Below are 13896 nucleotides of genomic sequence, written 5' to 3'. Positions count from 1 at the left end.
TCCCCGCCACCCCCGCCACCCCCGCCTCGGCGGCCACGGCAGGCACCCCCGCCTCGGCGATCGGAGCGTTCAACGTCATCACCCTCGAATCGGCCGAGGCGATCGCCGCCGGCGCCGAGGCCGCCGGCGCCCGGTCATCATGCAGATCTCACAGAACTGCGCGAGATACCACGGGACCTCGCGCCGATCGCCCGGGCGACGCTTGCGATCGCCGCCGCCGCGAGCGTGCCCATCGCCGTCCACCTCGACCACGCGACGGACCTCGCACTCGTCGACGAGGCGCTCGAGCTCGGCTTCGACTCCGTGATGTACGACGGCGCCCACCTGCCCTATGCGGAGAACTGTGCGACGACCGCCGAGGTGGTCCGCCGTGCCCACCGCCAGGGCATCGGCGTCGAGGCCGAGCTCGGGGAGATCGGCGGCAAGGACGGCGCGCATGCCCCGGGCGTACGCACCGATCCCGCCGAGGCGGTCGACTTCGCGGCCGCGACCGGCGTCGATGCGCTCGCCGTCGCCGTCGGCAGCTCCCACGCCATGCTCGAGCGCACGAGCCGCCTCGACCTCGACCTCATCATCCGGCTCGCCGCGGCGGTGCCCGTGCCCCTCGTCCTCCACGGCTCCTCGGGGGTTCCCGACGGCGAGCTCGAGCGGGCGATCGGGGCGGGCATGGCGAAGATCAATGTCTCGACTCATCTGGGCGCCGTCTTCACCGGGGCGGTGCGCGAGACCCTTGAGGCGGACCCGCGCCTCGTCGACCCGCGCCGGTACCTCGCGCCCGGACGCGAGGCCTTCGCCGCCGAGGTCGCCCGCCTGCTCGAGCTGTTCGCCGAGGCGCCGGCACCGGATCCGCTTGCCAAACCCGCACACGAGGCTTGAGAGTGGCACTATGAGCACGCGCGAAGACCGCCTCGACCGCATCCTCGGTCGCCTCGACCGGGAGGGCACCGTCGGCGTCGACGCGCTCAGCGAGGAGCTCGGAGTCTCGCTCGCGACGATCCGCCGGGACCTCGACCTGCTCGAGGAGCGGCGCCTGCTCGAGCGCACCCACGGCGGTGCGACCCGCAAGAACGTCAACTACGACCTGTCCCTGCGCTACAAGGAGGCCGCCGCCACCGAGGCGAAGGCCGCGATCGCGCGCGCCGCGGTCGCCCAGATCAGCCCCGGCACCGCCGTCGGGCTCTCCGGGGGGACGACGACGTTCCAGGTCGCCGATGCCATCAGCGAACGCGACGACCTCGTCAGCGACCTCACGGTCGTGACGAACGCCGTCAACGTCGCCCACAAGCTCGCGGTGCACCCGGGCATCAAGGTCGTCGTCTGCGGCGGCATCATCAACCCCTCGAGCTTCGAGCTCGTCGGCTCCTTCGTCGACGCGGTGCTCGCGAGCATCTGGCTCGACCTCGCGTTCATCGGGGTGCATGCCTTCTCCGCCGGTGCCGGCGTGATGACCGTCAACGAGGCCGAAGCGCACGTCAACCGGCTCATGGCCCAGCGCGCACAGCGGGCGGTCGTCGTCGCCGACTCCTCGAAGTACGGCAGGCGCTCGTTCGCCTCGGTGGGCGGGGCGGACGTGTTCTCATCGATCATCACCGACGACGGTCTCGGCGCCGAGGCGGTCACCGAGCTCACTGCCGCCGGCTTCGACGTCGACCTCGCGACGACCGACGGCCCGACGGGAGGCACGCGGTGACGGCTCCCATCCCCGACGTCGTCGTCCACAACGCGGTCATCCTCGACAGCGATCCCGCGACGTTCTCAATCGACTTCGCCGACACGTGGATCGCCGTCGCCGACGGCATCGTCGTCGACCGCGGTCGGGGCGTGATGTGGCACCAGTGCGCGAGTCCGGCGACGCGGATCATCGACGCCGAGGGCGCCTACCTCGCCCCTGCGTTCGTCGACATCCACACCCACGGCGGCGGCGGGCACAACGTCGAGGACGGCCCCGACCACCTCGGCGCGATCCTCGACGTCCACCGCGCCCACGGCACCCGTGCCCTCGTCCTCTCCTACGTCTCCGATACGATCGCCGGGCTCGCGGCCTCGCTGCGGGTCGGGGCAGGGCTCGCGCGGGAGAATCCCGCGGTCCTCGGACTCCACGCCGAAGGCCCGTTCCTCTCCCCGGATTTCAAGGGCGCGCACTCCCCGGAGGCGCTCACCGCCCCCACCCCCGAGGCGGTCGCGACCATCCTCGACGCCGCCGATGGGCGGCTCGCCCAGGTCACCCTCGCACCCGAACTGCCCGGCGCGCCCGAGGCGATCGCCCGCTTCGTCGCAGCCGGGGTGAGCGTGGCCGTCGGCCACACGGCCGCCGACTACGCCCAGACGATGCGGGCCTTCGAGGCGGGCGCGAGCATCCTCACGCACGCGTTCAACGGGATGCCCGGCATCCACCACCGCAGCCCGGGCCCGATCCTCGCCGCCCTCGACGCCCCGCACGTCACGCTCGAACTCATCAACGACGGCATCCACGTCCAGGCCCCGGCCGCGCGGCTGGTCACGGGGCTCGCACCCGGTCGCGTCGCCCTCATCACCGATGCCATGGCAGCCACCGGGATGGGCGACGGGGACTATGTGCTCGGCAGTCTGCCGGTGCGGGTCGAGGACTCGGTCGCCCGGGTCAGGTCCGCCGACGGATCGGTCGGGTCGATCGCCGGATCGACGCTGACCATGGACGATGCCGTGCAGCGGGCCGTCGCCGAGGTGGGGATGAGTCCGATCGCCGCCGCCCAGGCCGCGGGGCTGACTCCCCTGCGAGCGCTCGGTCGTCTCGCCCCCGACGTCCACAGCCTCCTGCGGGTGGGCCAACCCGCCGACTGCGTCCTCCTCGACGCCGACATGCGGGTGACGACCGTGTGGATCGGGGACCGGCGCTGAGGGTGTGGTTGCCCGGGAGAGCCGATGTCGTGGGAAGATGGTCGGCATGGATGCCCTGCTCCTCATCGACACCGACGACACAGCGCTGACCTCCGAGAAGGCCGTCGAGACCCTCGGCGGGATCGTCGGCCGCACCCGTGCGGTGGGCGGAGTGCTCATCTTCGCCACGACGAACGAGGAGGTCTCCGGTCGCGAGGACGAGGAGATCAGCGTCTTCGGCCCCGATGAGGAGGACCTCGTCCTCCGCTCGGACAATCCCGACATCTTCGAAGGCGTCGACGACCTCGCCGCCGGTCTCCACGACATGGCCGTCGATCGGATCGTCATCGCCGGAGTCGACGAGAACCCCGGTGCGGTGTGGGCCTCGGCGATGGCGGCCCTCGTCTGCAACTTCGACGTCATCGTCCTCTCCGATTCCGTCGTCAGCGCCGCCGGCGACCCCGTCACCTGGACCGATGCGGCCGAAGAGGCGGGCGCTATGGTCAAGCGCACCGAGGACACCTGGCTGCGCATGTGACTGGCGACCGCCTCGGCAGTGTGACATTGCTCTGAGCCGTCGGCGCTGACTGGCACGGCCACCGGGCGCGGTTCTACACTGTGTAGTGGGTAAATGGAGCCTGCATGGACCCTGAGGTGAGGAGGTGGCATGACCGGCTGGCACAAGTCGATCCGTGCTCTCTTCGCGGCTGTGATGACGACGATGCTCGCGGTCCTCATGCACGTCGGCGCCGGCGGCGACTTCTCCGCCCTCGGCACCGGCTTCGTCTTCGTCCTCGTTCTCTGGGCGGCGATGATCCTCGCGGGACGTCGCCTCGGATACCTCGCCCTCGCCGCGATCCTCGGCCTCGGTCAGCTCCTCATGCACGCCTCGATGGGCTGGTTCGGCCCGATGTCGTCGATGATGCGAGGGACTGCCGGTGGACCCGCCTCGGCGTCGCCGGATCCGACGATGTCGGCAGCCGAACACGAGCTCATGACCCCGGCCACCGGGTCTCTCGACCTCGGTCAGGCCGCGCCGATGGGCCATTCGATGGGCCACGCCAACGGCGCCGGCCCGGGCATGATCATCGCCCACATCGTCGCCGTCATCGTCACCGCGATCATCCTCAAGCGCGGTGAGGATCTCCTCTTCAGCATCCTCCAACTGGCACTGGGGCCGGTTGTCATCGCCCTGCGCGCACTCGCGTCCGCGCAGCTCAGTCTTGCGGGGGCGCGCCTGCGCGTCGTCCGCCATGTGCGCGAACTCCCGCACATGGTGCCAGCGGCCGTCATCGGCCCGAACTACCGTCGCGGTCCACCCGCGCTCGTCTGACACCTCACCACCGGCAGCGCGCGATCTGACGATGCGCTGCACCCCACATCACCCTCGGCATTCGTCGCAGAGTCATGCGATCATGCGCGCGGTTGCCCAGCGCCGACCGGTTTCGGCCACGTGCCCGGGCCGTCACGCCTACGACATCGGTCGCGGCCACGCGTCGACACCCGGCGCGGTCGAGAGCGGACATCCCGGTGAGCCTCCCGCCCTGCGGGACCTCCTGACGGGGATCGCCTCATGGCCGCATCGGACCCGCCTCGGCGACGGCATGATCCGCACCCGACCGCCGACGAACGCCACCACACGAAAGTGCAGACGAAATGCGCAAGAACACCATTCTCAAGTCCACCATGCCCGCGCTCGCCATGTCGGCGGCTCTCGTCCTCGGCCTCAGCGGCTGCGGTCAGAGCGGCAGCCAGAGCAGCGCCTCGGAACCCTCGGCCTCGAGCAGCAGCGCCTCGGTCGACGCGTCGGCTTCGCTGACGTTCGACGACGCATGGGTCAAGGCCGCTGACGAGGGCATGACGGGAATCTTCGGCACGGTGACGAACACGACCGACGCCGACATCAACCTCGTCGGTGCCAACTACGACGGCGCGAACATGGTCCAGCTCCACGAGACCGTCGGTGACGGCTCCGGTTCGATGATGATGCAGGAGAAGGACGGCGGCTTCGTCATTCCCGCCGGCGGCTCCCTCGACCTCGAACCGGGCGGCGACCACATCATGGTCATGGACATGACGCGCCCGATCAAGCCGGGCGAGGAGATCACCGTCGAACTCGTCACCGCCGATGACGAGACGATCTCCGTGACCGCGGTGGCCAAGGAGTACACGGGTGCGCAGGAGACCTACGCGCCCGGTGAGCCCGATGCCGCCTCCGACGGCGGCGACGGCATGGACGGCATGGGCGACATGTCGGGCATGAGCGATGAGGGCTCCGGTGACAACTGATCCCCGCGACCCGGACTCCGCGTCGGGTCGCGACACCGAGCCCGTCGCTGAGCGGACGTCGTCACCGGCGGAGTCGTCGACTCCGCCGGGCGGGTCGGCGTCTGAGGACGTGACGTCCTCGGCAGCCGGGGCCGCGTCCGACAGCGCCGAGGCGGCTCCGACCCGCCGCGGTTTCAGCCGCCGGGGCCTCCATCGCCTCGGCGGCCGTCGCCGGCGGTGTCGGAGCCGTCGGGTCGCTCGCCGGGTTCGGCATCGGGCGCGCCACCGAGGCGAACACCCCGCAGCCGCCGCGCGCCGACACCACCGGCGTCAACGGGGAGGTCGCGGTGCCGTTCTACGGCGAGCACCAGGCCGGGATCGAGACGGCCCCGCAGGCCCACGGCGAGTTCCTCGCGTTCACGATGAAGCCGGAGACGAAGAACGCCGCGGCCGTCGTGCGGTGGCTGCGTCTGCTCACCGCGGATGCCGCCGCGCTCACGCAGGGCACCGCGCCCCTGGCGGACTCCGAACCCGAGATGGCGGCCGATCCCGCGCGCCTGACGGTGACCTTCGGCTTCGGCCAGAACCTCGTCGCGCTCGCGGGCGGCCAGGCGGTCCCCGAGTGGCTGCGGCCGCTCGAGAGCTTCTCGATCGACCGGCTCGACCCGCAGCGCTCGACCGGGGATCTGCTCCTGCAGATCTGCGGTGACGATCCGCTCGGGGTCGCGCATGCCCGCCGGATGCTGTGGAAGGACTCCCGGGCGTTCGCCGACATCGCCTGGCAGCGCACGGGGTTCCGCAACTCCTACGGCACGAAGGGCGAAGGGCAGACGCAGCGCAACCTCTTCGGCCAGCTCGACGGCACGGCGAACCCGGGCATGGGGTCCGAGGACTTCAGCCGCCTCGTGTGGGGTCGGGCGACCGGCCGGACGGACGCGGTCTTCTCCGCGCGGGGTGAACCGCCGACCGACCTCGGCGAGGCGCTGCCGTCGTGGATGCAGGGCGGGACGACGCTCGTGCTGCGCGACATCGAGATGAACCTCGAGACGTGGGACGAGGCGGACCGTCCGGCGCGTGACTTCTCCGTCGGCCGCTTCGTCGACTCGGGGGCGCCGACGACGGGCACGGACGAGTTCGACGAGCCCGATTTCACGGCCGTCGACGACCGGGGTCTCACGGTGATCTCAGCGGCCTCGCACATGGCCAGGGCCCGCGACGGGCTCGGACCGGAGGTGCAGATCGTGCGCCGGCCGTACAACTACGAGACCGGTGCCGGGGGTCAGTCGGGGCTGATGTTCGCGTCGTTCCAGGCGAACATCGACCGGCAGTTCCTGCCGATCCAGCGGCGGCTCGCCGAGGTGGATCTGCTCAACGTCTGGACCGTGCCCATCGGGTCGACGGTGTGGGCGATTCCGCCCGGGGCGAAGGACGGCGAATACGTCGGCCAGACGCTCTTCGGCGGCTGAGCACCGGCACTGCGGAGGCTGCGCACCGGAGAGCCGGACAGCGACGAACGAGGCCGCGGGCCGAGGGTGACACCCTCCGGCCCCCGGCCTCGTCCATAGCTCCTTCAGAACAGCGGGCTCGTCTAGCCATCCTCAGAACAGCGGCCTCGTCCAGTCCTCCTCAGAACAGCGGGCTCGGCAGGGCTCCCTCCATCTCGAGAAGATGGCGCTTCGTCGCCAGTCCCTCACCTCGGGGCCCGCCCGAGTATCCGCCGAGGCCGTCACCGGCGACGACGCGATGGCAGGGGATGATCAGCGGCAGCGGGTTGAGCCCCATGATGCTCCCGATCGCCCGCGCCGGGACGCCGGTGCCAGAGCGTGCGGCGAGCTCCCCGTAGGTCACGGTCTCCCCATAGCCGACGGTCTCGGCGAGCACTGTGAGGACGGTCGTCGCGACCGGGGAGATCCCGTCGAGCGAGAGCGGGAGATCGAACTCGCCGAGGCGGCCGTCGAAGTAGGCGCGCAGCTGTCCGAGCGCCTCGGCGAGGAGGGGATCCCCGTGATCCGGGGCGGGCGCGGATTCGGCGTCGACCCATTCGACGCGGACGATCGCCGCGCGCGAGCTCGTCACGGCGATCGTCCCGACCGGGGTGGTCAGGGTCGCCGCTGCCGGGTGGGTCGCCTCGGTGATCTCCATGCCTTGATTATCACCTGCCTGCGATCTCAATCGTCGTGGCACGACCGAAACGACTGCGCCCGATGATCGGGCGACCGTGCACGCGGCACCACCGACGGCGGCCGTTCTGCGGTCGGGGCACGGCTGAGAACAAGACCGGGCCCGCCGGTTCGCGATGCGAACCGACGGGCCCGGTCAGGTCAGCGGAGACCGCAACCAGCTGCGCCCGGAGGTCAGCCGATCACACGGTCAGCGGCGCCCTGCGTCACTCGCTGATCTCGGTGGAGTAGGCGTCGGGGTTGTCCTTGATCCACTGGGTCACGGCCTCGGCTTCCTTGCCCTCTCCGTACTCGTTGACGACCATGTCCTCGAGCGAACCGTACTGCTGGTCGTCGAGTTTGATGCCCTTGATGTACTCGGCGGCCTCAGGGTTCTCCTCGGCGAAGCCCTTGGTGCCGAGGAAGTGGAGGGCTTCCGCTTCACCCATCGCGCCCTTGGGGTCCTCGAGGTCCTTGACGTCGTAGGCGCTGTTCGCCCAGAACGGACGCCACAGGGTCACCACGACCTCTTCCTGGTTGTCGATCTTGTTCTTCAGCTCGGTGAGCATCGTCGCAGTCGACGAGGTGACGAGCTCGTACTCGCCGTCGAGACCGTACTCGGGCATCATCGTGTCCTTGGTCTGCGCGGTCAGACCGGCGCCGGGCTCGATGCCGATGATCTTGCCGTCGAATTCGCTCGCCTTGCCCTTGAGGTCCTCGATCGAGTTGATGTTGCTGTACGAGGGCACGGCGATCGTCAGCTTCGCATTGTCGTAGTACGCGCCGAGGTCTTCGAGCTGATCCCCGTACTCGTCCATGTACTGCTTGTGGGTGACCTCCGGCCATGCCGAGGGATAGATGTCGACATCGCCGTTGGCCAGACCCGAGTAGAGGATCGCGGCCTCGGTGATCGTCTCCATCTCCACGTTGTAGCCCAGCTGGGTCAGCTGGTTCTCCAGCAGGTACGCGGTGCTGAGACCATCGGTCCATGACGGGATGAATCCGAGGGTGATGGTGCCCTTGTCTCCGCCTTCGCCGCCGCCGCTGTTGTTGCTGGCTTCCTGCGAGCAGCCGGTGAGAGCCAAGGCCAGAGCCGCGCTGACGGCGGCGATCTTCGTGACGAAACGCTTCTTCATCGTGGTTTCCTAACTACTGGTTGTGTGGTCTGTTGAGAACGGTGTGTCAACTCTGAGTGCGGACGATCTCTACCTCTTCCACAGTGTCCGGTTCGGCCGCCGCACGGGTGTTCGCGGCGGTGGCCCTGCGTCGCTTGAGGGCGCCGAGGAGGGAGTTCGGATAGTCCTTCGCCGTGCCCAGAGCTGCGGTGACGCGGTCGAGGTAGATCGCGAGGATGACCACGCCGAGTCCGGCTTCGACTCCGAGCGGCAGGTTCTGCGTGGCGACGGCTTCGACGACGTTCTTGCCGAGGCCGTCGGCTCCGACGATGCCGGCGATGACGGCCATCGCCAGGGCGAGCATGATGACCTGGTTGATGCCGGCCATGATCGTCGGGGTGGCCAGCGGGATCTGGACTCCGCGCAGGATCTGTCTCGGCGTGGCGCCGAAGGCGTAGCCGGCCTCGACGGTCTCCTTGTCGACGCCGCGGATGCCGAGCTCGGTGAAGCGGACGCCCGGCGGCAGGGCGAAGATCACCGTCGAGACGAGGCCGGGCACGACGCCGATGCTGAAGAACGTCACCGCGGGAATGAGGTAGACGAACGCCGGCATCGTCTGCATGAAGTCGAGGATCGGTTTGACGATCGCCGAGACCGTGTCGTTCCTCGCCGCCAGAATGCCGACGGGGATCGCGATGATGACCGCGACGAGGGCGGCGAGGACGACGAGCGCGAGCGTCTGCATCGCCGACACCCACTGGTCCATCGTCATGATGAAGAACATCGTGATGAGTGTGCCGATGGCGAACTGCCACGACCGCACGAGCCATCCGAGGAACGCGAGGATGATGATGATGACGAGCGGGTGCAGGTCAACGAGTACGGTGGTGAGGCCCTCGACGAGGAGGCGGACGACCACGGTGATGAAGTCGAAGAGCCAGCCCAGATTGTCCTTGAGCCAGTCGAAGAAAGTGTCGGCCCACGCGCCGACCGGGATTCTGATGTCCTCCATCACAGGGCCTCCCTCTCCACGGAGTTGTCGACGATCACGGTGTCCGGATCATCGCCGAGCACGTCCTCGATCTCGCTGGCCGCCAGCGGCGGCGCCGGCTGCTGCACCTCTCCGTCACCGGTGTGATGGCCGAGTGCTGCGAGCAGAGTGGCACGGGGGATCACTCCGACGAGCTGTCCCAGATCGTTGACGACCGGCAGCGGCAGCGGCGATTCGGCCGACGGGATGAACAGATCGATGAGGACGTCGTCGGGGTGGGCGACGATCGTCGGGGGATTGACGATGCCGTCGAGCGTCGTCGCTCCGCTGCGGATCTGCGCAACGGCGTCGCGGTCGGTGACCACCCCGAGCAGGCGGCGATCGCGATCGACGACGCACAGCGCCGAGGCGTAGCTGTCCCGCATCGCGCGCAGGGCCACGCGCGGTCCGCTCTGGTCGGAGAGGACCTGGCGGGGCTTCTCCATGACGTTTCTCGCCGTGAGCACGCGAGCACGGTCGACGTCCTGCACGAACTGTGCGACGTAGTCGTTGGCAGGATCCGTGAGGATCTCCTCCGGCGTGCCGATCTGGACGATGCGCCCGTTGCGCATGACCGCAATGCGGTCGCCCATGAACATCGCCTCATTGAGGTCGTGGGTGATGAAGATGATCGTCTTCTTGAATTTCGCCTGCAGCTCGACGAGCTGCTCCTGCATCTCCCGGCGGATGAGCGGATCGAGAGCGGAGAACGCCTCGTCCATGAGGAGGATGTCGGTCTCGGCCGTGAAGGCGCGGGCGAGGCCGACGCGCTGCTGCATGCCACCGGAGAGCTGCTCGGGGAACTTGTCTCCCCAGCCCTCGAGCCCGACGGCCTTGAGCCATTCCTCGGCCTTCGCCAGTCGCTCAGCTCTGGGGACGCCTCGCAGCTCGAGGGCATAGGCGGCGTTCTCCCGCACGGTCCGGTGGGGGAGGAGGGCGAAGTGCTGGAAGACCATCGAGATGTGGTCGCTGCGGACCTTGCGGAGGGTGCGGGCGTCGGCTTTGGCGATATCGGTGCCGAGCACCTCGACGGACCCCGCTGTCGTCGTCCACAAGCCGTTGAGCGTGCGGATGAGAGTGGACTTGCCCGAGCCCGACAGGCCCATGACGACGAAGATCTCGCCCTTCTCGACTTCGAAGCTCGCATCGATGACTGCGGCGGTGCCGAGCTTCGTCAGCTCGTCACGGTCGGCGCCCTCTTCGAGGCGCTTGACGACTTCGTTCTGGCGTTTGCCGAAGACCTTGTAGACGTGTGATGCCTTGACGACGCTCACGGATTACCTCCTTGGAGTCCTGACCGTCCGCAGAACGAGAGGCCTCACCCTGTCGCGCGGTTCGGCGACTGTCGAATCGAACAGGAGTCGATCACATGGGCCTCACCGCTCACGGAAATCTCAGACCTCATTATAGAATTTTCCACGCTTTTCGGCGGGAACAATATTCCTGTCACCGGGAGTGTTGTGGTTGACAGGGTATCTGACCTGCGATGATGCAGGACGATGCGTTACTTGATCGTTACATTTGCGTCTTGCGGAAGGACGTCATGACCTAATTCCCTTTACCATTCGACGATTGCATTTGCCATTGATCACTCGATAATTCCACAATGCGGTCGGGACTGATTCTCGTGCGCATCACTGCTGAAGTTCGCGGCGCAGCGAACCGCTGCGCGCAGACCCCGGTCCAGCGGGCGGCTGCGCACGCCTCACCTCGTGGGAGCCTCTACCCTTGAGACCATGAAGCCGCTGCCGTTCCTTCTCGACTCCGCCCCCGCGTCCGACTCCGCACCCGGAGCCGCCGCCCCGACCGCCCCGTCCTCGACCCCGGCGACGCGGAACCCCCGCCGCCCGGCGGTCATCGTGCCCGTCCTCCACACCGATGCCGAACTGCTGGCGCTCGGCTGCCGGGAAGCCGCCGACAGCGGCCTCGTCGATGTCATCGAGTGGCGCGTCGACCCCCTCGTCGCCGACACCCTCGATCCCGCCGGCGGTGGAGTCGATGCGGTGGCTGAGGCGATCCGAGAGCTCGCCCCGCACGTCACGGCCGCCGGTCTGCCGGTCCTCGCCACGCTGCGCACCGCTGCCGAAGGCGGGGAGGCCGAGCTCAGCGATGCCGCTTACGCCGAGGTGGTCGCCGGCCTCGCGGCGGCGCTGACCGACGCGAACGCGGCGGCCGGTGCGTCTGTCCCGATCGCGATCGATGTCGAGATCGCCCGAGATTCGGCGCAGGACGTCATCGGGGTGCTGCGGACCGTCGGCGTGCCCGTCGTCGCCTCCCGGCACAACTTCGCGGACACCGAGCGCGTCGCCGACATGCGCGAAACGCTCAATGAGATGCGGGCGGCGGGAGCCGCTGTCGTCAAGATCGCGATGATGCCGACGACTGCCGCCGATGTCGCCGATCTGCTCCGGGCCACCGCCGAGGCCGACGCGGACCTCGACTGCCCTGTGCTCGGGATCTCGATGGGGGAACTGGGCCGGACGAGCCGGATCCTCGGCGCCGACTTCGGCAGCTGCTCGACCTTCGCGCAGATGGGTACCGCCTCGGCGCCGGGACAGATCGCCGCCGGCGAACTCGCGGTCATCCTCGACCGGCTCTACGCCTGACCCCACTGCGGGACCGCTGAGGCCACCCCTCGGGGGAACTCCGGCGGGTGCGGATATGCGACCCTGCATGTCGACGTCGCCGGGGACGACGAACGCCCTGCCGGGTGGGAACCACTCGGCAGGGCGCTGGTGTTTCGGTGAGGGGTCGGCTCAGACGCCTTCGGCGATCTGCTTGCGGAACTTCTTCGGCAGAGCCTGGTCGCCGAAGTTGTTGCGCACGGTGTTCGCGGCCAGGCGCTGAACGACGAGCTGGGCGATGGCCACGCCGACACCGGAGACGACGGTCCAGGCCAGGGCCTCGGACATCGAGATCTCTTCGTCGACGGGGTTCGACGGTGCGGGACGATGAGTCGACTTCTCCCACGCGAAGGTGAGCACCTTCCGGGCTGCGACAGCTGCCACGATGGGCGCTCCGACGCCGATGATCTGCCAAGCGAGCTTTCCCATGCCCGTGTCCTTTCGTCCGAAGTTGAGGCGCGACTCCTCCGCTGCTCCGGCCGCGGCGACGACCGCCGTCGGATGAAGGAGTCCTTCGTCGTCCACACTATCGCAGGCGCCTGAATTTCATACTTTTGTGCGATGTGCGACGCGCCGTCGACCGATAGCGTGAGACCACCGATGCAGGGAGGAGGTCCGCGTGCTCACCAGACGGAAGAACGTCATGGTCACGAGTCTCTTCGTGCTGGGCATCTGCGGATTCGTCCTCGGCCTCGTCCCCGAGCTCGCCGCCTATTTCTGGGTCCTCTGGTTCATCGGCTGCGGGGCCTCGATGCTCGGTCTCATCCTCGCCGTCACCGTGCCCCGGCCCGCAGCCGAACGGCATGCGAACTGCCGCGGCGAAGCCGGGCACTGCGAAGCGGGCCGCCGCAGCGGGGCTGAAGACGGGCCGTCGCGGACGCGCGTGTCACGCGATCAGCACTGACCCACCCGACTGGCTGTCCCGCCCCGCTCACCCGGCGGCGATGATCCTCTGGAACTCCCTGGTCAGCGCCTCGTCACGCGACAGCGACTTCCCATCGAGCGCGCGCAGCGTCACCGCGGTGCGCACCGATGAGACGAACCACGCGCCGTCGGCGGAGAGGACATCGTCGACGCTGAGGTCGGCGTAGTCGGCCTTGAGCTCGAGTCGACCGGCATGGTCGAAGAGCAGCCGCTGGGTCGTCCCGGCGAGCAGACCGGCGGCGGGATCCGGGGTGAGGAGGTGGTCGCCTCGGCGGATGACGATGTTCGCGGTCGGACCTTCGAGGACGACGCCGTCGCGGGAGATGAAGAGGGCCTCGTCGGCTCCCTGCGCCTTCGCGTACCGCAGGGCCGCCTGGTTGACCGCATACGACAGGGTCTTCGCGCCGAGGAGGAGCCACGGTGCGCGCCGCCCGACGTAGGCGTCGTAGCCGCGGTCGACGCTCACGGCGCTCACGCCCTCGGCGCGGGCGGTGACGATCGCATCCTCGATGGGCACGGTGAACGCCCACCCGCGCGGGGCGTCGCCGCCGCGGGAGAGCGTGTAGCGGACCGCGAACTCCGTGGTCCCCGGGTTCGCGGCGATCGCCTCGGCGATGAGTCGGTCGACGGCCTGCCGCCACAGCTTCCGGTCGGGTTCGGGCAGATCGAGCGCCGAGGCGGACGAATGGAAGCGGGCGAAGTGGCGTTCGCGAGAGACGACGGTGGCCTCACGGGTGTCCGGGTTGACGCGGACGAGCACCGTCTCGAAGATGCCGTCGCCGCGGTGGGCGGCCAGGTCCGTGACCGGCAGCTGAGGGGAGGCGAGGTCGGCGGTGGTGACCGTCGAAGTGCCGGGATCGATGAGGACGAGGACTTGGGTCATGGGGACAGTCTACGGTCGCCGGTCCGAGTCCGGGAGT

The 13896-nt window shown here is 69.0% G+C and carries 14 protein-coding genes and 1 pseudogene; 9 read left to right on the top strand and 6 right to left on the bottom strand.

Annotation, left to right across the window (positions count from 1 at the left end; translation table 11 throughout):
- From AC2W7K_RS16605 to AC2W7K_RS16575, 7 genes and pseudogenes are all read left to right on the top strand, one after another.
- Nucleotides 1-876 (top strand): annotated as a pseudogene (locus AC2W7K_RS16605) (class II fructose-bisphosphate aldolase); the annotation flags it as partial.
- A 10-nt stretch (nucleotides 877-886) separates the two neighbouring features.
- Nucleotides 887-1690, top strand: a complete 804-nt coding sequence (locus AC2W7K_RS16600; RefSeq protein WP_198499930.1) for a DeoR/GlpR family DNA-binding transcription regulator — start codon at nucleotides 887-889, stop codon at nucleotides 1688-1690.
- A complete protein-coding gene (locus AC2W7K_RS16595; RefSeq protein WP_232623753.1) occupies nucleotides 1687-2877 on the top strand; it encodes an N-acetylglucosamine-6-phosphate deacetylase in 1191 nt (396 codons plus the stop codon). Before AC2W7K_RS16600 ends, AC2W7K_RS16595 begins: the two co-directional genes overlap by 4 nt.
- A gap of 46 nt (nucleotides 2878-2923) precedes the next feature.
- Entirely contained in the window at nucleotides 2924-3394 is a 471-nt protein-coding gene (locus AC2W7K_RS16590; RefSeq protein WP_198499929.1) for a cysteine hydrolase family protein, read from the top strand.
- A 129-nt stretch (nucleotides 3395-3523) separates the two neighbouring features.
- The gene (locus AC2W7K_RS16585) at nucleotides 3524-4189 is read left to right on the top strand and encodes a hypothetical protein (RefSeq protein WP_198499928.1); all 666 of its coding nucleotides are present in this window, start codon (nucleotides 3524-3526) and stop codon (nucleotides 4187-4189) included.
- A gap of 323 nt (nucleotides 4190-4512) precedes the next feature.
- Complete coding sequence (locus AC2W7K_RS16580; protein WP_198499927.1) at nucleotides 4513-5145, top strand: copper chaperone PCu(A)C; 633 nt, start codon at nucleotides 4513-4515, stop codon at nucleotides 5143-5145.
- A 326-nt stretch (nucleotides 5146-5471) separates the two neighbouring features.
- Nucleotides 5472-6590 (top strand): Dyp-type peroxidase, encoded by a 1119-nt coding sequence (locus AC2W7K_RS16575; RefSeq protein ID WP_486006421.1) that lies wholly within the window; start codon nucleotides 5472-5474, stop codon nucleotides 6588-6590.
- Nucleotides 6591-6750: 160 nt separating this feature from the next.
- Here the strand turns inward: AC2W7K_RS16575 and AC2W7K_RS16570 are convergent, their stop codons facing one another.
- From AC2W7K_RS16570 to AC2W7K_RS16555, 4 genes are all read right to left on the bottom strand, one after another.
- Nucleotides 6751-7266 carry a methylated-DNA--[protein]-cysteine S-methyltransferase gene (locus AC2W7K_RS16570; RefSeq protein WP_211978614.1) on the bottom strand — a complete coding sequence of 172 codons (516 nt, stop codon included), beginning with the start codon at nucleotides 7264-7266 and terminating at the stop codon, nucleotides 6751-6753.
- Nucleotides 7267-7510: 244 nt separating this feature from the next.
- A complete protein-coding gene (locus tag AC2W7K_RS16565) occupies nucleotides 7511-8419 on the bottom strand; it encodes a glycine betaine ABC transporter substrate-binding protein (RefSeq protein ID WP_198499924.1) in 909 nt (302 codons plus the stop codon).
- Nucleotides 8420-8465: 46 nt separating this feature from the next.
- Nucleotides 8466-9410, bottom strand: a complete 945-nt coding sequence (locus tag AC2W7K_RS16560) for an ABC transporter permease (RefSeq protein ID WP_211978615.1) — start codon at nucleotides 9408-9410, stop codon at nucleotides 8466-8468.
- Nucleotides 9410-10702, bottom strand: coding sequence for a quaternary amine ABC transporter ATP-binding protein (locus tag AC2W7K_RS16555; protein ID WP_198499922.1), 1293 nt, complete (start codon nucleotides 10700-10702; stop codon nucleotides 9410-9412). The genes AC2W7K_RS16560 and AC2W7K_RS16555 overlap by 1 nt, the downstream gene beginning before the upstream one ends.
- 462 nt (nucleotides 10703-11164) lie before the next feature.
- On the opposite strand from AC2W7K_RS16555, the gene AC2W7K_RS16550 reads away from it, so the two are divergent.
- Nucleotides 11165-12034, top strand: a complete 870-nt coding sequence (locus tag AC2W7K_RS16550) for a type I 3-dehydroquinate dehydratase (RefSeq protein ID WP_211978616.1) — start codon at nucleotides 11165-11167, stop codon at nucleotides 12032-12034.
- Nucleotides 12035-12184: 150 nt separating this feature from the next.
- On the opposite strand, the gene AC2W7K_RS16545 is transcribed toward AC2W7K_RS16550, so the two are convergent.
- Nucleotides 12185-12481, bottom strand: coding sequence for a DUF4235 domain-containing protein (locus AC2W7K_RS16545; protein WP_137826580.1), 297 nt, complete (start codon nucleotides 12479-12481; stop codon nucleotides 12185-12187).
- A gap of 190 nt (nucleotides 12482-12671) precedes the next feature.
- Here AC2W7K_RS16545 and AC2W7K_RS16540 point away from each other — a divergent pair, with 190 nt between their 5' ends.
- Nucleotides 12672-12956, top strand: a complete 285-nt coding sequence (locus tag AC2W7K_RS16540) for a hypothetical protein (RefSeq protein WP_211978617.1) — start codon at nucleotides 12672-12674, stop codon at nucleotides 12954-12956.
- A 27-nt stretch (nucleotides 12957-12983) separates the two neighbouring features.
- On the opposite strand, the gene AC2W7K_RS16535 is transcribed toward AC2W7K_RS16540, so the two are convergent.
- Complete coding sequence (locus AC2W7K_RS16535) at nucleotides 12984-13859, bottom strand: aminodeoxychorismate lyase (protein ID WP_211978618.1); 876 nt, start codon at nucleotides 13857-13859, stop codon at nucleotides 12984-12986.
- Between the last annotated feature and the right edge of the window lie 37 nt (nucleotides 13860-13896).

The organism is Brevibacterium sp. LAARM2_SD2, from assembly GCF_057364785.1.
Note: the sequence above shows the minus strand (reverse complement) of the source record. Positions and strands in the feature narration are given on the sequence as shown.